Below are 16,405 nucleotides of genomic sequence, written 5' to 3' on the forward strand. Positions count from 1 at the left end.
GATCCCTCATGACTTTCCCGACCGTTCTGCCGGCACCGCGTGCCATCCTGTTCGATCTCGACGGCACCCTGGCCGACACGGCGCCCGACCTGGCGGCGGCCGTCAACTGGCTGCGCACCGAGCGCGGCCTGTCTCCGACGCCCTACGACATCCTGCGCCCGACCGCCTCGGCCGGCGCGCGCGGCATGATCGGCGCCGCCTTCGGCCTGGCGCCGGGCGACGAGGGTTATGAGGAGTTGCGCCTGGCCTGGTTCGACCGCTACCAGTCGGCCATGTGGCTGCATACCAGCCTGTTCGAGGGCATCCAGGAACTGCTGGACGGTATCGAACAAGCCGGCATGAGCTGGGGCATCGTCACCAACAAACCGGCCCGCTTCACCGATCCGCTGGTGCCGAACATCGGCCTGGCGCACGCCGGCTGCATCGTCTCGGGCGACACCACCCCACACGCCAAGCCCCACCCTGCCCCGCTACTGGAAGGCGCGCGCCGCCTGGGCCTGGCGCCGGAGCAGTGCTGGTACGTGGGTGACGACCTGCGCGACATCGAAGCTGGCCGCGCCGCCGGCATGGTCACCGTGGCCTGCGGCTGGGGCTATTGCGGTTCGATCGAACCATCGACCTGGGGCGCCGACTACCTGCTCGACTCGCCGGCCCACCTGATGCAGACCCTGCGCGAAGTGATCGATGCCGTCCGCCAGGCCGAAGGCGTTGCCTGACCCGGCGACATTGCTGGGTTACATCTATTTACGATTGATACAGGCTACCGTCTATCTCTGAGTCAGGCCTGCCATTAATCTACTCCTGCACGACAACAAAACGTCTTAGGGAGCAGAACATGGAAACGACTCAGACCACCAACCGCATCCACCCGATCATGGCAGCCGCTGCCGCCTCGGTCATCATCGTCAGTCTGACCGGCGCCGCCGCCATCACCGGCCTGCTGCCGAGCTCGAAAAGCGCGCCTGAGCCGATGGCGAACCAGCAGCAGCTCGCCGCCATGGCAGCCGCTTCGCCCTACGCCATGCAGAGCAGCGTGACGCCGGCCGCCGGTGTCCAGGGCCAGGCGCAAGTGGCCATGCCGCAGATGGCGATGCCTGCAGCACCGCAGATGGTGCCGGCGATGGCCGCGGCGCAACCGGTTCCGGTCGCCTATGCCCAGCCGCAGCCTGCTCCTCAGCCGACCGTGATCGTCAAGGAACGCGTGGTCGAGAAGCCGGTGGTGAGGGTGGTCGAGAAGACCCGCGTGGTGCACGCCGCGCCGAAGCAGACCCACTATCACGAGCCGCGCTACCAGCCGGCCCCGGCGCCCGCTCCGGCCCAGCCGAACTATGTCGGCATCGGCACCGGCGCAGTGATCGGCGGCCTGATCGGCAACCAGATCGGCGGCGGCAACGGCAAGAAGCTGGCCACCGTGGCCGGCGTGATCGGCGGCGGCATCATCGGCAACCAGATTGCCAACGCGAACGCCAACCGCTGATTCGTCTCCAGCGCAATGAAATGAAAGCCGCAGGCACTCAGCCTGCGGCTTTTTTTCTGAATACGCCGACGATGATATCGCTCGGGAACATGCGCAGCACCGGGATGGCGGCCATGATCGCCACGTACTGCGCGTAGAGCGACAGGGTCGGCACGTTGCCGGCGCAGCGCAGCCGCTCCAGCAATCCCCTGGCGCGCAGGGCGGGCAGCTCGGCGGCCTCGGCCAGTTCGAAGCCCTGCCCCGCCACCAGCTGGCACAGGTTGCGCGCATTGAAGTAGTGGACATGCGGCGACGGCAGGTCTTTCTGCCACAGGCGCTCGAAAGGCGCGCGCCAGCCCAGGCGGGCGATCAGTTTCGACAGGCGGTAGAAGAAGCCGCGGCTGTTGGGCAGGTTGAGGATGAGGATGCCGCCCTCGTCGAGCCGCTCGCGGCAGGCGGCCAGCGCGCTGCGGATGTCGGGGATATGCTCGATGACGTCGTTGAACACGATCACGTCGAAGCGCTCTCCTTCCGCCAGCACGTCGGGGAAATAACCGGAGCGCACCGGCAGCCCGCGCGCAGCGGCACGGCTGCCGACCACGGCGTCGGGCTCGACGCCGAGCACGTCGAAATCCGCGCGCGCCGTTTCCAGGAACCAGCCATGGGCGCTGCCGACGTCCAGCAGCCGGCGCGCGTTCGGCCGCGCATGCTTCTTCGCGTAGTGGACGATGGTCTTGAAGTTCTCCAGGCGCAGCGCCTTGAGCCCCGCTTCGCGCTCGGCCTCATTGACCTCGGGCCCGGTGTGGGCGTTGATCGCGGGAGTGAGGGCGGCGCTTTCGTAGCAGCAGGCGGGACAGGTTGCGTGCCAACCGGCGAGCCCGGCCATTTGAGGATTACCACACACGATGCATGCCATACGGGGAGCCTCTCGATGTGTCATGGAGAGCCCTAGCATATTGCAATTCAGGCATGCATTGTCAACTTTCTTTAACCGTGTCGCGCCGATGTGGCGCAGGCTGCGGGAGCCTGCCGCCACACGATCGCGGCCGCCGGCCTAGCGGACGTACGCGCGCCGGCGCCGCAGCATGGCCAGGCTGGCCACGCCAATCCCGAACACCATCACGCTGCCCGGCTCCGGCACCTCGGTGAGGAAGCCGCGTATTTCCCCGGCCCGGACAGCGGAAGTATGGATGTTCAGGTAGGCCCGGCCAGAGGCGAGCCCGGCCAGCAAGGCCAGGCGGGCGCTGTCCACGCTTCCGCCGTTGGCATTGATGAAATTGATGTTGTAGGTGCTTGCGTTCAGCAGGTCGAACACCTCCGTGTAGCTCCCCGAGGTAACGCCGAGCGGGAAGGCGGGGAAGGTCGGCAGCGAGGTCGCAACGCCGGCAGTACCGTCGAATGGATCCACCGTGCAGCAATGGATGTGCGAAGCCGTTGTCGGCCCCATTAAACCGGAAAAGCTCGCGTTCACGGTCATCATGTTGGTCGCATCGTCGATGAATACCGTCGTGAAGCCGGTGGCGGGCGATGCGTTTGGCGGGTCTTCGGCCGCACCGCTCAGGGCCGCCTCGTAGCGGATGATGTCCGCGTGCGCGGCGCCGGCACACAACAGTAGCAAGGATGCACACAAGCTGAGGGCAAGACGTTTCATGACTTCTCCTTCCGCAGGGTTTGCTATTCATTCAGCATAAAGCGTGCCTGTACGTACGGCAGAGGCTAAGGCCGCAAAAACTGCTCAGCTCCTAGCGCATATGTAAAGCTGGCCGACATTGAAATCGATGCTGGCGATCAACGCATTCTCGAATGCCGCCGGGATAGAATTACTGATGAGAGTGACCGGAGTCTGGCGCGCGATGCTCTTGCTTTTGTTTATGCGACATCGACCCAATTTCGCCTGTAAAGATCGCTGACAAGGGCGAAGCCGTACGGCTGGGGAGTTCGGCTGGCGTTCTAAGCCTGATCTAAGCAAAACCGCTGTACATCCATGCAGCTTGGGGTACAATGGAGGTTCTCTCGTTGGGGGCGACCTGGTTTCGACGTGGGTTGCAAAGCAGCGCAGGGCATACCGAGGGCTGGTTACCTCGTAAATACACCCAGAAATCAATAACTGCAAACGATAACTCGTACGCACTCGCAGCTTAATTGCTGCTAGCTCCACACCACCTCGCCTCTGGGGTGTACCGCAAGGTTCGTGGAGTCATTTACAGAGGCTCGCAGTAGGCCGGGTTACTTGGTCGACTGCTAAATAATAGGTAACTCGCTTAGTCAAAGGGTGCACATCCCCGTTGCCTAAGTTAAATTAATTGATAGTGCTAAGTATGTAGAACTGTCTGTAGAGTGCTTGCGGACGCGGGTTCAATTCCCGCCGCCTCCACCAACCTCTTCCAAAAGCCGCTGATTCTTCAGCGGCTTTTCTTTTTCAACAGTTATTTCATCCTCGGTCCCGAAGTGCGAACCGAGCCGCATGACCTATCAAGTTACTTTCGTCTGCAGCGTGACTGATGAGCGAAATACCTCAACCCTGTCCTAAGCAAGCAGAAACCAAAGAGACCTGATTTCTGGATAGGTGAGGCCGTGCTCACAGCCTCATAATTTCCCGCGCTAGAGACAATTATCTAAATTTATTTTTGCAATGATTTGCCAACGCAATCATTAAATCGACGCACCCTTCACGAACCGAATGAAGATACTCGTGATCTATAGATAAAAAATCTTCCGTAGTCGGCACCACTCCCACCTCCCGCACTTTGCTCCTATAAATATCATTTACAACCCAGCCGTTATGCACTCCGAGATCCCGTCGGCATTTCGCCTCGACGAAAATAGGCCACGTTTTTTTAAAAAGTGCCTCATCAGCAGATAAAACAGTCATCAGATCTTTTTTGTAATCGTTGGGCCTTTTGAACAGCATATCACTGGCAAACCGCTCCGCAGCAAGCATCTTGACATCATCAATCGATGATAATTCGAGCAAAATTTTGAGATCAAACGAGGTTTTTCCCGCTTTCTCTGGATGTTTAAGCAATACGGCCACGATCAAATCTTGGAAGTACGCCTCCACCTCTGAAATCGTTGCAATAAGGGTTAACCCATCCAAAAAGGATACAACTCTGAACTCAGGGATGTTAATGTCCGGATGATTTTGATGACCCTCCGGGATATGTGCCGCCATTTTCTTAAACATAGGCGCAAATGGCGATTCCGAATTTTTCGAAATTTGCCCCAATCCCTCTAACGCAATTTGACTTATTTGTGAAAGGGCGACAATACGGTTCGCACGCTCGCTAAATATTTCTCTAAAAGATTTCATGCATTCAACGCAAAGAGTGGATCAAATGTGATCATTATATATCGTCTCAGCCATAGGGTAGGCAAGGCCATGGCCTAGGAAGAGCTTCGGCCAGTAATAGATGTGGCGTGGATTGTCCTAAATAGCGCTTAAGAATATTGGCATTACTTATGACGCGATTTTCCTTACGCCATCGATAACATCGCGTCGACCAAGCGATCAATAATCTGAGTCTTTAGAGTTCAATCATTTCTTGACCGCTTCAAATTTTTCGTTGCTTGCTCAGCGGTTCTCCCTACGGTACTATAAGCCACCCTTTGGGGAGTAGCCTGCTTCCGTTATGGAAGTTTCCGCATCAACATACTTGACGTTCTGACGTCATGGTGCGGAAGCCGACCGGTTGGCAAGACCATGGGCATGCATGCGTGAGGTTCGGGCCACGCTTGCGTGCCTTTGTCATGCCCGATCGGAACGCTTTATGACTCTCACCGCCATCTTCATCCTGGGCCTTGCCATGTCGACCGACGCCTTCGCCGTCGCGATTGCCATGGGCGCCCGCCGCAATCATATCCCCTTCAGCGAAGCGCTCCGCACCGGCTTGCTGTTCGGCCTGATCGAAGGCATCACGCCCGTCCTTGGGTGGATGCTCGGCAGTTTCGCCGCGTCGTATGTCGCGGCATGGGACCACTGGATTGCTTTCGTGCTGCTGTCCGGACTGGGACTGCGCATGATTCATGAAGGCATGGGCGAGCCGGAAGATGCCGAGGACGTGGCCAAGCGCCCCTTCTGGCTGCTGGTGCTGACGGGATTTGCCACCAGTATCGATGCGATGGTGGTAGGCTTCGGCCTGGCCTTCGCGGATACGAGCATCGTCACTCCTGCCGTCGCGATTGGCGTGGCGACGCTGTCGATGGTGACGCTGGGCCTCTTGATCGGGCACCGTATCGGCGCCATTGTCGGCAAGCGCGCGGAAATCTTCGGCGGCCTGGTCCTGATCGCGGTAGGCGGCCTGACCCTGTGGGAGCATTTGCGCTGACCGCGTGGACGGCAAAGCCGTCCACCCTACGGTGACCAGGCGCCGCTGAGACCGGGCTTGTATGGCTTGCGCGGCAGTACTCAGGAGGTCGGTCCCGGATCGGTCCCGGCCTGCTGGATCACCATCAGCTCTTTCATCAGCGCATTGTTGAACGCCGGAATATCATCCGGCTTGCGGCTCGTGATGAGCTTGCCGTCAACGACGACTTCCTCATCCGTCCATTCCGCTCCCGCCTTGCGCAGGTCGTCCTGGATTTCCGGCCAGCTGCTCAGGTGCTTCGATTCCGCGATCCCCGCTTCGATCAGCGCCCACGGACCGTGGCAGATGGCGGCGATCGGCTTGTCCTCATCGCCGAATTCCTTGATGAAACGGATCGCTTCCGCGTTCTTGCGCAGCTCCGCCGGATTGCGTTCGCCGCCCGGCAGCAGCAGCGCGTCGAAGTCGGCGGGCCGCGCCTCGCTCACGCTCATCTCCACCTTGAACTTGTCGCCCGGCTGGTCGTGATTGAAACCCTGGACGTCCTCGCCCGCGCGCTTGGGCGACACCAGGGTCACCTGCACGCCCAGCTGCTCCAGGTATTTGCGCGGTTCCGTGTATTCGACCTGTTCGACGCCGTCGGTCATCAGGACGGCGACCCGCCTTCCCTTCAGATCCTGCATCGTGGCCTGCTCGAGTTCTTCGCCCATATGCCCTCCTTGCTGATTCGTTTGGTTGTCCAGAACGATTGTAGGGCCGTGGCCGGCCGCACGTCGCGCGGATGGTCCGGGCTCAATCGAGCAGGTAGCAGAGGTCTTCGCGGTCGCACCGGCCGGCCGAAGTGGAAAGAAATCCGTCCAGTCCCAGCCGCGTCGTGCCGTCCAGGCTGGCGCCGTCGACGTCCTCGCGGCGCAGCACCACCTGCAGTTCGCGGTAGGGCAGCTCGATGGCGAACCGGTCCAGCAGCGCGGCCACGACACGGGCGCCGCTGCCGCCGGGCAGGAAGCGTTCGAAGTCCAGGCTGGACAAGGGGCCCAGGCGGAGTCGGATGCCGAGATCGGGCCGCACGAGGCGCGCACCGACGGTGCTGCCGGCGCCGAGCGTGCAGTTGCTCGCGGCCAGCCGGGTGCGCAGCGACGTGTCCAGCACGTCCCAGCGCCCGGTGAACTGCAGCACTTGCACCGGCACGCCAAGATACTCGGCCAGCACGCCGGCGACCATCTTCCCGGGCACGACGCGGCAGCGCAAGGGGGCCGCGAAGCGGGCCAGGCTCTCCGCAGGCAGGGCGTCTCCCTCGCGCCGCGCCGCGCCTGCGATAGCGAGCAGCAGCGGCAGGAAGCGGTCCTGCCCATCTTCCGTCCCGTAGCGCACGCGGTATTTGCACCAGGCGCGGTAGAACAGCGCCAGCTGTCGCCCCGAGAACATGTCGAAGAAGGCGCGCGCGCTGGCGTCGTCGGTCGCCGCCTCCCAGGCCGCAATGCGCTCGGTGTAGTGCAGCGGCAGCGTGCCGGCCACGCCGAGCAAGCCCATCAGCAATGGCTGCACCTCCACGGCCGTCTCGCCCTGGTCCACCCTGCACGCGATGGCTTCGATGTCGCTCGAAGGAAATCCAAGGCCGAGGCTGTTCCTGAAGCGGATCACGCCGCCCAGCGCGCGCTCCGGCGCGATGCCATGGCGAGCGAGCCAGCGCAGCAGCAGCCGGATGGCCTGGAAGAACTCGACCCGTTGCGGCGCCTTGAACAGCCGGCCGATCACACCAGGCTCAGGTCGCCATTGCGCGCTTCGCATAGCAACAATTCCTTGTCACCGTGGCTCGAGACCAACACCAGGCGCGTGAAGCTGTTCAGGTGAACGGAAAGTCCGAAAAAGCGGCTGACGACCTGGCCGAATACCGCCAGGCTGCTGCCGGCGAAGGCCTCTTCGTCGACCGTCATCGTGATCTCGGTGCCGTGCACCAGGCTGGTCCCGTAGCGGTTGCGCAGCCAGGCCGTCGCGGGATGGGCGCGCAGGGCGAGCACTCCGGCGATCTGGCGCTGGGTGGCGGCGGTGCGCGGCAGGTCGTACAGCGACAACGCTTCGCGAAAGGCATCGAGGTCGGCCAGCGAGCGGTGGTTCAGCGCCAGCTGGGTCACCAGGCGCCAATGCGTGCCGCCACGGCTGGCGAAGCGCAGCGGCGCAGTTGGTTTACGCAGCATCCGGATCGGCAGGCCGTTGGTGGCGGTCTCGCTCATCAGGTCGCCCCCGGGCGCGCCGAATCCGGCCGTGCAGGCGTGCGGACCATTGGTGCAGGTGAGGTCGATGGACGCGACGCTCGATTCGTCGTCCGGCAGCAAGGCCTCGTCGTCCGTGAAGGCGATCTTCATGCGATGCCGCCGGTCGCCGCCATCGTCGCGCCGCGCGAACCAGTAGCGCTGGCTGCGCCCTCCTCCCTCCCCGTGCCGCAAGCCGTAATAGGGCCGGTATTCGACGCTGTTCGCCTTGCCGCCTTCCGTCTTGAGCACGTGCACCGAATCGATGCTGTAGACCTCGATGCCGTCTTCATGCTTGCCCGGGATGACGTCGTACATCGTGGCGCGCTGGGTAATGCGGACCGGGCTGGCCGGCTGCGCGAACAGGTTCACGACCGGGGCACAGCCTGGCAACAAGTTCGCTGCCGACAGCGACTTGAGGATGCGGGCGGCGTTGGCGTCGGCGTGCAGTCCGGCCAATACGACATGCAGGGTGAAGCGGCGCGCCCCGGCCGGCAAGGCGCCGGCCAGGGCGGCCAGGTCGATATCGACGAAATGAAATTTCTCCGGGAAGGCGAAGTATTCGCTCAGGAGGCGGTAGGCGGCGTGCTCGTAGGGCTGGGCAGGCACGAGCGCCTCGTCGTCGTCGAGTCCGCCGAGCGCGAGCGGAAAGCGCTCCAGCTTGCGCCACGATTCCAGGCCGTCCGCCTCCACATACGCGCCCGCCGCCTGCATGAACAGCGTATCGAGCAGCGCCGAACTCAGCAGGTTATCGGCTTCCACATAGAGCCGCAGGCGCGGCAGGCCGAGCTGGTGCAGCATGCGCGCCGGCATGGCGCTCTCCAGGGTGATGCTGATGCGGGCGCTGGCCCGCGCCGGCAGGCGCATTTTCGGCGGCGCGTGCAGGGTCGGCTCGAAGCAGGCCCGCGCCACCGTGACCGGAGCGATGGCCAGAGCGCTGGTAGTGCGGAAGCGGCACAGCGTCCCCTTGCCGTGTAGCGAGCTCATCTCGGTGCCGCGCGGGACGATGTGGACGTGTTCCAGCTTGAGCTCGCGTCCCGCCGGACCGGGGCCGGTGTCCACGCGCACGATGGAGCAGGATGGAATGCCGTGCAGGAAGTGGGGATAGAGGGTGCCAAGCAGGGCCTCGGTCAGTTCGGGATAGTCGTCGTCGAGCTTCCTGGCGGTGCGGGCGTTGAGCAGCGCACAGGCCTGGATCAGGCGGCGGATGTGCGGGTCTTCGCTGCCTTCGACGCCGAGACTAAGGGCGTCGGCCAGCTTGGGATACTGCTGAGCAAGCTCGCGGCCGACCGTGTTCAGGTAGACGAGTTCGCGTTCGTAGTAAGGCAGCAGCTCTTCCATCTCGGCCCCCTCTGTGCTGACTCTTTAAGGTCGGACAGATTGGCCGTGGAAGTTTTGCGGTGACGCAAGGGTTGGTTGGGCGCGGGGGCCCATGCAAGCTTCAAGACTTCAGTCCAAGCGCATGCAGGCGTCCGCGCAGCCTCCGGATTTCATCTGCCAGGTCGAGCACCAGCGCCGCCAGTTCTTCGTTGGCGTCGAAGTCGCGTTCCAGGTGCAGCAGGCGGCGCGCCCGCGCCAGGTCATTGCTGCGAAAGCGCCATTCGGTCACCTCGACCGTCACGTCGCCCAGTACGCCCGCCTCCACATGCCGCACCACCCAGGAGGGTTCCACGTTGCAGGCGCACGCCAGCTCGTCCAGGGTCAGCGCGGTATCGTCCAGCAGCACGCCGCTCAAGGAATCATGTCGTTGCATCGTTCTCGCTCCTCACGCAGTTCTGGGATTGAACGCAAGATCCCGCGCCATGGCCTGGTACAGCTCTCGCGCGCGGTCGTTGTTCGCGGGCGGCAACACCACATCGAGGATCAGGTACAGGTCGCCCGGCTGGGCCGCCGGAATACCCCTGCCTTTCAGGCGCAGCTTGCGTCCGCTCTGCGAGCCGGGCGGCACCGTGACCTCCACCGCACCGGACGGCGTCGGCACCGACACCTTGGCGCCGAGCGCGGCTTCCCAGGGCGTCACCGGCACGTTCTCGTACACGTGCACGCCTTCGATGCGGTAGCGCGGATCGGGATTGAACTGGATCTCCAAATAGAGGTCTCCCGCCTTCGCGCCGCCGGCGCCCGGGTGCCCCTGCCCCGTCAGCCGCAGCTGCTGGCCGGGCGTGACGCCCTTCGGAATCGTGACGTTCAGCGTCTTCTCCTGCCTCGTCACGCGCCCGTGCGCGTCGTGCTGGGGCACGCGCAGGCTGACGGTGCGGCTGCCGCCCTGGTAGGCGTCGCGCAGGTCGATGGCGATCGCGGCGTGGATGTCCTCGCCGCGCATCTGGAAGCCGCCGCGCCGCGCGTGCCGGCCACGGCCCATGTGGGCGAACAGGTCGGCGAAGATGTCGTCGCCCCCGGCGCCGCCGAAGTCGAACTGCTCGCTCCAGTCGGGCGGCGGGCGGAACTGCTCGCCAGCGTGGTGGCCGCGGCCGAGCTGATCGTAGGCGGCGCGCTTCTCGGCGTCGCCCAGTACGTCGTAGGCCTCGTTGATTTCCTTGGTCCTGTGGTCGGCGTCGGCCTCCTTGCTCACGTCGGGATGGTACTTGCGCACCAGCTTGCGGTAGGCCTTCTTGATCTCGTCCGCCGAGGCGCCGCGTTCGACGCCGAGGGTCTGGTAATAATCCTTGTATTCCACGAGCTTGCTCCTGGATCAGATTGGATGGGTGAGATGCGCCATATGTGATGGTCGACGGCTTGCATTTCAACCAGAAGCGGCCGCAGCACGCTCCCCAATATCACGCGGACTTAGCAATAAGACAGTAGAATCGGAGGTTTTCCCCCGCGCACCTGAATTGCCATGACCGCCACCGTTTCCGTCGCGACCTCGTCGCCCGTCCGCACCGAAATCGCCACCCTGTGGCGCCTGTCCTGGCCGATGCTGGTCGGCCAGCTGGCGACCGTGGGCATGGGTGTGGCGGACGTGGCCATGACCGGGCACGTCAGCGCGGAAGAGCTGGCCGCCGTGTCCCTCGGCACCTCGGTCTGGTCCATCGTGCTCGTCACCGTGATGGGCACCATGATGGCGATCAATACCGTGGTCGCCCACGAGATCGGCGCCGCGCGCTACGACCAGGTCCCGCATTCGGTGCGCCAGTCGATGTGGAAAGGCCTGCTGGTCGGTATCGTCGCCTGCCTGTTCGCCAACCTGTGCACCTTGCTGTTCGACCATGTCGGCCTGGAAGCCGCCGTAGCCGACCGCGCCTCGCTGTTCTTGCACGTCATCAGCATCGGCATGCCGGCTTTCGCCTGCTACCGGGCGCTGTACGGCTACACGACCAGCATCAACCAGACCATGCCCATCATGTGGATCGCCATCTTCGGCCTGGTCTACAACGTGGTGATGAACTGGCTGCTGGTGTTCGGCAACCTGGGCTTTCCCGCGCTGGGCGCGGTCGGCTGCGCGGTGTCGACGGCGAGCGGCATGTGGCTGATGCTGGGCTTGATGGTGTGGTGGGTGAAGCTGTCGCCCGCGTATCGCATGACCTATCCCTTCGACCGCTGGGAGGGTCCCGAAAGCAAGACCATCGCTTCGATGCTGCGCCTCGGCCTGCCGATCGGCGTCACCTATTTCGCCGAGGTCAGCGCCTTTGGCCTGATCAGCCTGCTGGTGGCGCGCTTCGGCGTGGTGCAGGTGTCCTCGCACCAGGTGGCGCTCAACTTTTCCTCGCTGGTGTTCATGGTGCCGCTGAGCTTTGCGATCGGCATGCTGACCCGCGTCGGCCAGGCCATGGGCGAAGGCAATCCGGTGCGCGCCCGCTTCGTGGGCTGGGTCGGCGTGGGCATGTCGGTCGCCTTCGGTGCGCTCTCGGCCCTGGGCATTGCCATCTTCCGCTGGGAAATCGCGGCTGCCTACACTTCGGACCCGGCGGTCCAGGCCGCCACCGCCCACCTGCTGCTGTTCGCCGCCCTGTTCCAGCTGTCGGACGCCACCCAGGTGGCCACCGCCTCTGCCATCCGCGGCTACCACGTGACGCGTCCGCCCATGATCATCCAGCTGCTGGCCTTCTGGGGCGTGTCGCTGCCGGTCGGCTCCATCCTGGGCCTGGCGCCGCAATGGTTCCCGTGGGCGCCCGCCGCACCGATGGAATCGACCGGCTTCTGGATCGGCCTGGTGATGGGCCTGACGGTGGCGGCGGTGCTGCTCACCTGGTCGTTCGAGAAGCTGGCGCGCCAGCGGATCCGCGAGGGGCGTGCATAGGCATATTTACAGCGTTTCCAGCCCGACTCTGGTATCGTCTCGCCGTTGCACTAAATTAACTAGATCCAGAGACTCTATGCGCCCTCTCCTCCTTCTCCTGGCCGCTCTCGCGGCCGCTCCCGCTTCGGCCGAACGCCTGACGCTGGACCGCATCTACGGTGAACCGGCCCTGGCCGGCCCCGGCGTGCGCACGCTGCGCGTGTCGCCCGATGGCGAACGCGTGACCTTCCTGCGCGGCCGCAGCGACAACCAGTACCAGCTGGACCTGTGGGAGTACAACACCAAGAGCAAGAAAACCCAGCGCCTGATCGATTCCAAGCGCCTGGTGCCGAACGAGGAGCTGTCGCTGGAAGAGAAGGCGCGCCGCGAGCGCGCCCGTACCGCCGGCCTGTCGGGCATCCTGAACTATTTCTGGTCCCCGGACGGCCGCCAGCTGCTGGTGCCGATCGCCGGCGACCTCTACCTGGTCGATGCCGACAAGCCTGAGGCCGCGCGCAAGATCGCCTCGGGCAACGTGATCGATCCGAAGATCTCGCCGAAGGGCCGCTATGTGTCCTTCGTGCGCAACCAGAACCTGGTGGTGGTCGACCTGGGCAGCGGCGCCGAGCGCCAGCTGACCACCGACGGCAAGGGCACCGTGCACAACGGCGAGGCCGAGTTCGTGGCGCAGGAAGAGATGGACCAGCACACCGGCTACTACTGGGCGCCGGACGATTCCTTCATCGCTTACCGCCGCTATGACGAAGCACCGGTGCCGGTGGCGCGCCGCTTCGAGATCTTCGCCGACCGCACCGAAGTGATCGACCAGCACTACCCGGCCGCGGGCGACCCGAACGTCCTGATCGACCTGATGATCGTCAACCCGGTCAGCGGCGAGCAGCGCAAGATCGACCTGGGCGCCGAGAAGGACATCTACCTGGTGCGCGCCGACTTCAGCGCCGACGCCAAGACCCTGGTCTACCAGCGCCAGACGCGCGACCAGAAGCGCCTCGACCTGTTGGCCGTGGACGTCGCCACCCTGGCCCAGCGCCCGCTGTTCTCCGAGACCTCGAAGACCTGGGTCAGCATCCACAACGACCTGCGCTTCCTGAAGAAAAAGAATGCCTTCATCTGGGCGTCGGAACGCAGCGGCCGCAACCACCTCTACCTGTACGGCCTGGACGGCAAGCTGCTGCACCCGATCTCGTCCGGCGAATGGGGCGTGGACAGCGTCCTGGCGGTCGACGAGAACGCCGGCAAGGTGTACGTGGCCTCGAACCGCGACGCCGTGATCGACAAGCAGACCTATGCCCTGAACCTGGACGGCAGCAACGCCGCCAAGCCGGCGCGCATCACCACCGGCGACGGCTGGCATGACGCTTCGTTCGCGGGCAACGGCAAGATCTTCGTCGACACCTACTCGAACCCGCGCACCCCGCCGCAGGTGTCGATCCGCCGCGCCGACGGTTCGATGGTCGAGTGGCTGGAAAAGAACGAGCTGAACGCGAACCACCCGTACGCCAAGTACCTGCCGGACCACCTGCCGACCGAGTACGGCACGATCAAGGCCAAGGATGGCCAGACCCTGCACTACTCGATCATCAAGCCGGCCAACTTCGATGCGAGCAAGCGCTATCCGGTGTTCCTGTTCACCTACGGCGGCCCGCACTCGCAGCGCGTGACCCGCGCCTGGGGCAACTACTTCGACCAGTACATGGCGCAGCAGGGCTTCGTGGTGTTCCGCCTGGATAACCGCGGCTCGAGCCGCCGCGAGCGCCAGTTCACCGACGTCATCTACAACAACCTGGGCAAGCACGAAGTCGAAGACCAGCTGACCGGCATCGAATGGCTGGGCCAGCAGAGCTTCGTCGATCCGAAGCGCGTGGGCGTGTTCGGCTGGAGCTATGGCGGCTTCATGACCCTGCGCCTGCTGGCGGCGGCGTCGGACAAGATCGCAATGGGCGTGTCGGTGGCGCCGGTAACCGACTGGGCGCTGTACGACACCCACTACACCGAGCAGTTCGTGGGCGGCACGCCGAAGGGCGATCCGGAAGCCTACAAGCGCAGCGGCGTGTTCGCGCACCTGGATGGGCTGAAGTCGCCGCTGCTATTGATCCACGGCATGGCGGATGACAACGTGCTGTTCACCAACACCACCCGCCTGATCGACGAGCTGGTGAAGCGTAATGTGCAGTTCGACCTGATGACCTATCCGGGCGCCAAGCATGGCATTTCGGGCAAGGTGAACCAGCGCCATGTGTATGGGATGATCGAGGCGTTCTTCAAGAAGAACCTGGGCGGGACGCAGGCGAAGTAAACTGCGCTTTTCCCCGGAGACGGCCGCGTGATCGCGGCCGTTTCTATTTGTGCGCTTACTCATGCAAACCTGGCTTCCCCAGCACACCCCAAAATGACAACAGCCGCCTCCCGGCGGCTGTTCCCCAACTCACCCAAGCAAACGCTCAACGACGACGCGTCGCTTCATCCAGCGCTTCGCGTGCATCGCCCAGCTTCTCCTGGGTCTTGCCCTCGACCTGGTTCTTCAGGCCTTTCACCTGCTGCTCAGGGCTATCCACCAGCTTGCCGGCTTCTTCCTGAATCTTTCCGCCGATATCCTGCAGTTTGCCTTCGACTTGATCCTTGTTCATGGCTTTCTCCTTTCATTCACACGGTGATATCAGAATAGCAATCCACATACAGCTCTTCTGTTCGCGTCCGCACACAGTCGCGTCAGCTCATCCGCGCGACGTTTGATCAAGGTAAATGCTAATCTTTTGTCAACGCGGCGCTGCCGCTCACCGAGGTATCGGCCATGCATGACGACCACCCGACCGCTTCGCATCCACCGCCCGAACCGCCGCAGGCGCAGCGCCGGCTAGCGCGCCGCGCCACGCTCATCAACGGCATCGCGGTGCTGTTCCTGTTCGGCGTCGCCGCCATCGTCATGGCCGCCGACGCCCTGCTGCTGACCTTCGCCTGCATCCTGTGCGCCGTGCTGCTCTACAAGCTGAGCGACATCCTGCACCGCCGTTTCGGCCTGAACCGCAAAGTGGCGCTCACCGTGATCGTGCTGCTCCTGCTCGCCATCATCGGCCTGGGCGGCTGGGCCATGGCGCCGCAGATCTCGGAACAATCGAACAAGCTCGCCAAAGAAATCCCGGCCGCCGTGGAGCGGCTGCAGAACGAAGTGGCCCAGCATCCGCTGCTCAAGCGGATCGCCTCCGAACTGCCGCCGCCGGAAACCATCGTCAAGCAGCTGGGCAACCTGGTGCCGAACGCCGGCCTGTTCTTCACGGGCGTGCTGGGCGCCGTCGGCAACGTGATCATCATCTTGTTCGTCGGCATTTACTTCGCAGCGACACCCCATCTCTACACCAGCGGCGCCGTGCGCCTGATTCCGCAGACCCGGCGCGACCGCGCCCGCCAGGTGCTGCAGGAGCTCGGCCATACACTGGCCAGCTGGCTGATGGGCAAGGCGGCGTCGATGCTGATCGTCGGTATCGCGACCTCGGTCGGCCTGAGCATGCTGGGTGTGCCGCTGGCGCTGATCCTCGGCATCATTGCCGGCCTGCTCGACTTCATTCCCTATCTCGGCCCGATCATGGCGGGCGTGCCGGCCGTGCTGCTGGCGCTGTCGATCAGCCCCGAACTCGCGCTCTACACGGTGCTGCTGTTCGTCGGCGTCCAGTTGGTCGAAGGCTATCTGCTGCAGCCGCTGATCGAAGCGCGCGCGGTGGACTTGCCTCCGGCCCTGGTGATCGTGATGCAACTGATCTTCGGCACCCTGTTCGGCTTTGCCGGGGTGGCGCTGGCGACGCCGCTGGCGGCGGTCCTGTCGGTGCTGGTCAAGATGCTCTATATCGAAGACGTGCTGGGCGACCGGACGCCTGCCCGCAAGGACTCGGGATGAAAAAAGCCGCGCACTGCGCGGCTTTTGTTTGAGAAGGCTGGGAATCAGCGGTTGCCCTTGACGATGTCTTTCACATCGCCCACTTTTTCCTGGACCTTGCCCTCGGCCTGGTTCGACAGGCCTTCGCGCTGCTGCTGGCGGCTGCCGACGGCCTCGCCGACTTTCTGCTGAATCTTGCCGCCGATGTTCTTGGCCTGGCCTTTGATTTGGTCGTCGTTCATCCTGGTCACCTCATGCTGTAGTGAATCGAAGCTTCACCTTAGGCGCGAT

The 16,405-nt window shown here is 63.7% G+C and carries 16 protein-coding genes, 1 other RNA gene and 1 riboswitch; of the genes, 7 read left to right on the forward strand and 10 right to left on the reverse strand.

Translation table 11 applies throughout. From position 1 onward, the window contains the following. Positions 1-8: 8 nt before the first annotated feature. Together KBW95_RS18555 and KBW95_RS24825 are read left to right on the forward strand one after the other, a co-directional pair. The gene (locus KBW95_RS18555) at positions 9-716 is read left to right on the forward strand and encodes an HAD family hydrolase (RefSeq protein WP_211526834.1); all 708 of its coding nucleotides are present in this window, start codon (positions 9-11) and stop codon (positions 714-716) included. Positions 717-835: 119 nt separating this feature from the next. Next, entirely contained in the window at positions 836-1,477 is a 642-nt protein-coding gene (locus KBW95_RS24825; RefSeq protein WP_211529002.1) for a glycine zipper 2TM domain-containing protein, read from the forward strand. Between the two features lie 37 nt (positions 1,478-1,514). On the opposite strand, the gene KBW95_RS18565 is transcribed toward KBW95_RS24825, so the two are convergent. Then, entirely contained in the window at positions 1,515-2,342 is an 828-nt protein-coding gene (locus KBW95_RS18565; protein ID WP_229429869.1) for a bifunctional 2-polyprenyl-6-hydroxyphenol methylase/3-demethylubiquinol 3-O-methyltransferase UbiG, read from the reverse strand. A 168-nt stretch (positions 2,343-2,510) separates the two neighbouring features. Further along, positions 2,511-3,107: a CHRD domain-containing protein gene (locus KBW95_RS18570; RefSeq protein ID WP_211529004.1), complete on the reverse strand. Its 597-nt coding sequence runs from the start codon at positions 3,105-3,107 to the stop codon at positions 2,511-2,513. Between the two features lie 367 nt (positions 3,108-3,474). Here KBW95_RS18570 and ssrA point away from each other — a divergent pair. Continuing rightward, positions 3,475-3,833, forward strand: a transfer-messenger RNA (tmRNA) gene (gene ssrA / locus KBW95_RS18575). A gap of 234 nt (positions 3,834-4,067) precedes the next feature. Here the strand turns inward: ssrA and KBW95_RS18580 are convergent. Continuing rightward, entirely contained in the window at positions 4,068-4,766 is a 699-nt protein-coding gene (locus tag KBW95_RS18580) for a hypothetical protein (protein ID WP_211529005.1), read from the reverse strand. Positions 4,767-5,052: 286 nt separating this feature from the next. Next, positions 5,053-5,223, forward strand: a riboswitch (yybP-ykoY riboswitch). On the opposite strand from KBW95_RS18580, the gene KBW95_RS18585 reads away from it, so the two are divergent. After that, positions 5,224-5,781, forward strand: a complete 558-nt coding sequence (locus KBW95_RS18585) for a manganese efflux pump MntP family protein (protein WP_211529006.1) — start codon at positions 5,224-5,226, stop codon at positions 5,779-5,781. It begins immediately after the preceding riboswitch. Positions 5,782-5,861: 80 nt separating this feature from the next. On the opposite strand, the gene KBW95_RS18590 is transcribed toward KBW95_RS18585, so the two are convergent. The 5 genes from KBW95_RS18590 to KBW95_RS18610 form a co-directional block, all read right to left on the reverse strand. Continuing rightward, positions 5,862-6,467 (reverse strand): type 1 glutamine amidotransferase domain-containing protein, encoded by a 606-nt coding sequence (locus KBW95_RS18590; protein ID WP_229429870.1) that lies wholly within the window; start codon positions 6,465-6,467, stop codon positions 5,862-5,864. Between the two features lie 82 nt (positions 6,468-6,549). After that, entirely contained in the window at positions 6,550-7,512 is a 963-nt protein-coding gene (gene tssG, locus KBW95_RS18595; protein ID WP_373888821.1) for a type VI secretion system baseplate subunit TssG, read from the reverse strand. After that, complete coding sequence (gene tssF / locus KBW95_RS18600) at positions 7,509-9,347, reverse strand: type VI secretion system baseplate subunit TssF (protein ID WP_211529008.1); 1,839 nt, start codon at positions 9,345-9,347, stop codon at positions 7,509-7,511. The genes tssG and tssF overlap by 4 nt, the downstream gene beginning before the upstream one ends. A gap of 100 nt (positions 9,348-9,447) precedes the next feature. Continuing rightward, positions 9,448-9,759 (reverse strand): chaperone modulator CbpM, encoded by a 312-nt coding sequence (locus KBW95_RS18605; RefSeq protein ID WP_211529009.1) that lies wholly within the window; start codon positions 9,757-9,759, stop codon positions 9,448-9,450. Between the two features lie 12 nt (positions 9,760-9,771). Then, the gene (locus KBW95_RS18610) at positions 9,772-10,683 is read right to left on the reverse strand and encodes a DnaJ C-terminal domain-containing protein (RefSeq protein WP_211526855.1); all 912 of its coding nucleotides are present in this window, start codon (positions 10,681-10,683) and stop codon (positions 9,772-9,774) included. Positions 10,684-10,845: 162 nt separating this feature from the next. On the opposite strand from KBW95_RS18610, the gene KBW95_RS18615 reads away from it, so the two are divergent. Both KBW95_RS18615 and KBW95_RS18620 read left to right on the forward strand, forming a co-directional pair. Beyond that, positions 10,846-12,246 (forward strand): MATE family efflux transporter, encoded by a 1,401-nt coding sequence (locus KBW95_RS18615; protein ID WP_211526856.1) that lies wholly within the window; start codon positions 10,846-10,848, stop codon positions 12,244-12,246. A gap of 76 nt (positions 12,247-12,322) precedes the next feature. Beyond that, positions 12,323-14,542: a S9 family peptidase gene (locus KBW95_RS18620; RefSeq protein WP_211529010.1), complete on the forward strand. Its 2,220-nt coding sequence runs from the start codon at positions 12,323-12,325 to the stop codon at positions 14,540-14,542. Positions 14,543-14,687: 145 nt separating this feature from the next. Here KBW95_RS18620 and KBW95_RS18625 read toward each other — a convergent pair whose 3' ends face one another. Beyond that, a complete protein-coding gene (locus tag KBW95_RS18625; protein WP_211526858.1) occupies positions 14,688-14,873 on the reverse strand; it encodes a CsbD family protein in 186 nt (61 codons plus the stop codon). A 164-nt stretch (positions 14,874-15,037) separates the two neighbouring features. Here KBW95_RS18625 and KBW95_RS18630 point away from each other — a divergent pair, with 164 nt between their 5' ends. Further along, positions 15,038-16,135 (forward strand): AI-2E family transporter, encoded by a 1,098-nt coding sequence (locus KBW95_RS18630; protein WP_211526859.1) that lies wholly within the window; start codon positions 15,038-15,040, stop codon positions 16,133-16,135. Between the two features lie 44 nt (positions 16,136-16,179). Here the strand turns inward: KBW95_RS18630 and KBW95_RS18635 are convergent, their stop codons facing one another. Beyond that, complete coding sequence (locus KBW95_RS18635) at positions 16,180-16,356, reverse strand: CsbD family protein (protein WP_211526860.1); 177 nt, start codon at positions 16,354-16,356, stop codon at positions 16,180-16,182. Positions 16,357-16,405: the final 49 nt, after the last annotated feature.

This window comes from Massilia sp. ZL223, from assembly GCF_018119395.1.
Lineage (GTDB): Bacteria > Pseudomonadota > Gammaproteobacteria > Burkholderiales > Burkholderiaceae_D > Telluria.

Coding starts and splice junctions, on each gene's coding strand:
- KBW95_RS18620 (WP_211529010.1), top strand. CDS start 12,323: ATGCGCCCTCTCCTCCTTCTCCTGGCCGCTCTCGCGGCCGCTCCCGCT.
- KBW95_RS18615 (WP_211526856.1), top strand. CDS start 10,846: ATGACCGCCACCGTTTCCGTCGCGACCTCGTCGCCCGTCCGCACCGAA.
- KBW95_RS18590 (WP_229429870.1), bottom strand. CDS start 6,467: ATGGGCGAAGAACTCGAGCAGGCCACGATGCAGGATCTGAAGGGAAGG.
- KBW95_RS18565 (WP_229429869.1), bottom strand. CDS start 2,342: ATGGCCGGGCTCGCCGGTTGGCACGCAACCTGTCCCGCCTGCTGCTAC.
- KBW95_RS24825 (WP_211529002.1), top strand. CDS start 836: ATGGAAACGACTCAGACCACCAACCGCATCCACCCGATCATGGCAGCC.
- KBW95_RS18625 (WP_211526858.1), bottom strand. CDS start 14,873: ATGAACAAGGATCAAGTCGAAGGCAAACTGCAGGATATCGGCGGAAAG.
- KBW95_RS18630 (WP_211526859.1), top strand. CDS start 15,038: ATGCATGACGACCACCCGACCGCTTCGCATCCACCGCCCGAACCGCCG.
- KBW95_RS18555 (WP_211526834.1), top strand. CDS start 9: ATGACTTTCCCGACCGTTCTGCCGGCACCGCGTGCCATCCTGTTCGAT.
- KBW95_RS18605 (WP_211529009.1), bottom strand. CDS start 9,759: ATGCAACGACATGATTCCTTGAGCGGCGTGCTGCTGGACGATACCGCG.
- KBW95_RS18635 (WP_211526860.1), bottom strand. CDS start 16,356: ATGAACGACGACCAAATCAAAGGCCAGGCCAAGAACATCGGCGGCAAG.
- KBW95_RS18580 (WP_211529005.1), bottom strand. CDS start 4,766: ATGAAATCTTTTAGAGAAATATTTAGCGAGCGTGCGAACCGTATTGTC.
- KBW95_RS18570 (WP_211529004.1), bottom strand. CDS start 3,107: ATGAAACGTCTTGCCCTCAGCTTGTGTGCATCCTTGCTACTGTTGTGT.
- KBW95_RS18585 (WP_211529006.1), top strand. CDS start 5,224: ATGACTCTCACCGCCATCTTCATCCTGGGCCTTGCCATGTCGACCGAC.
- tssF (WP_211529008.1), bottom strand. CDS start 9,347: ATGGAAGAGCTGCTGCCTTACTACGAACGCGAACTCGTCTACCTGAAC.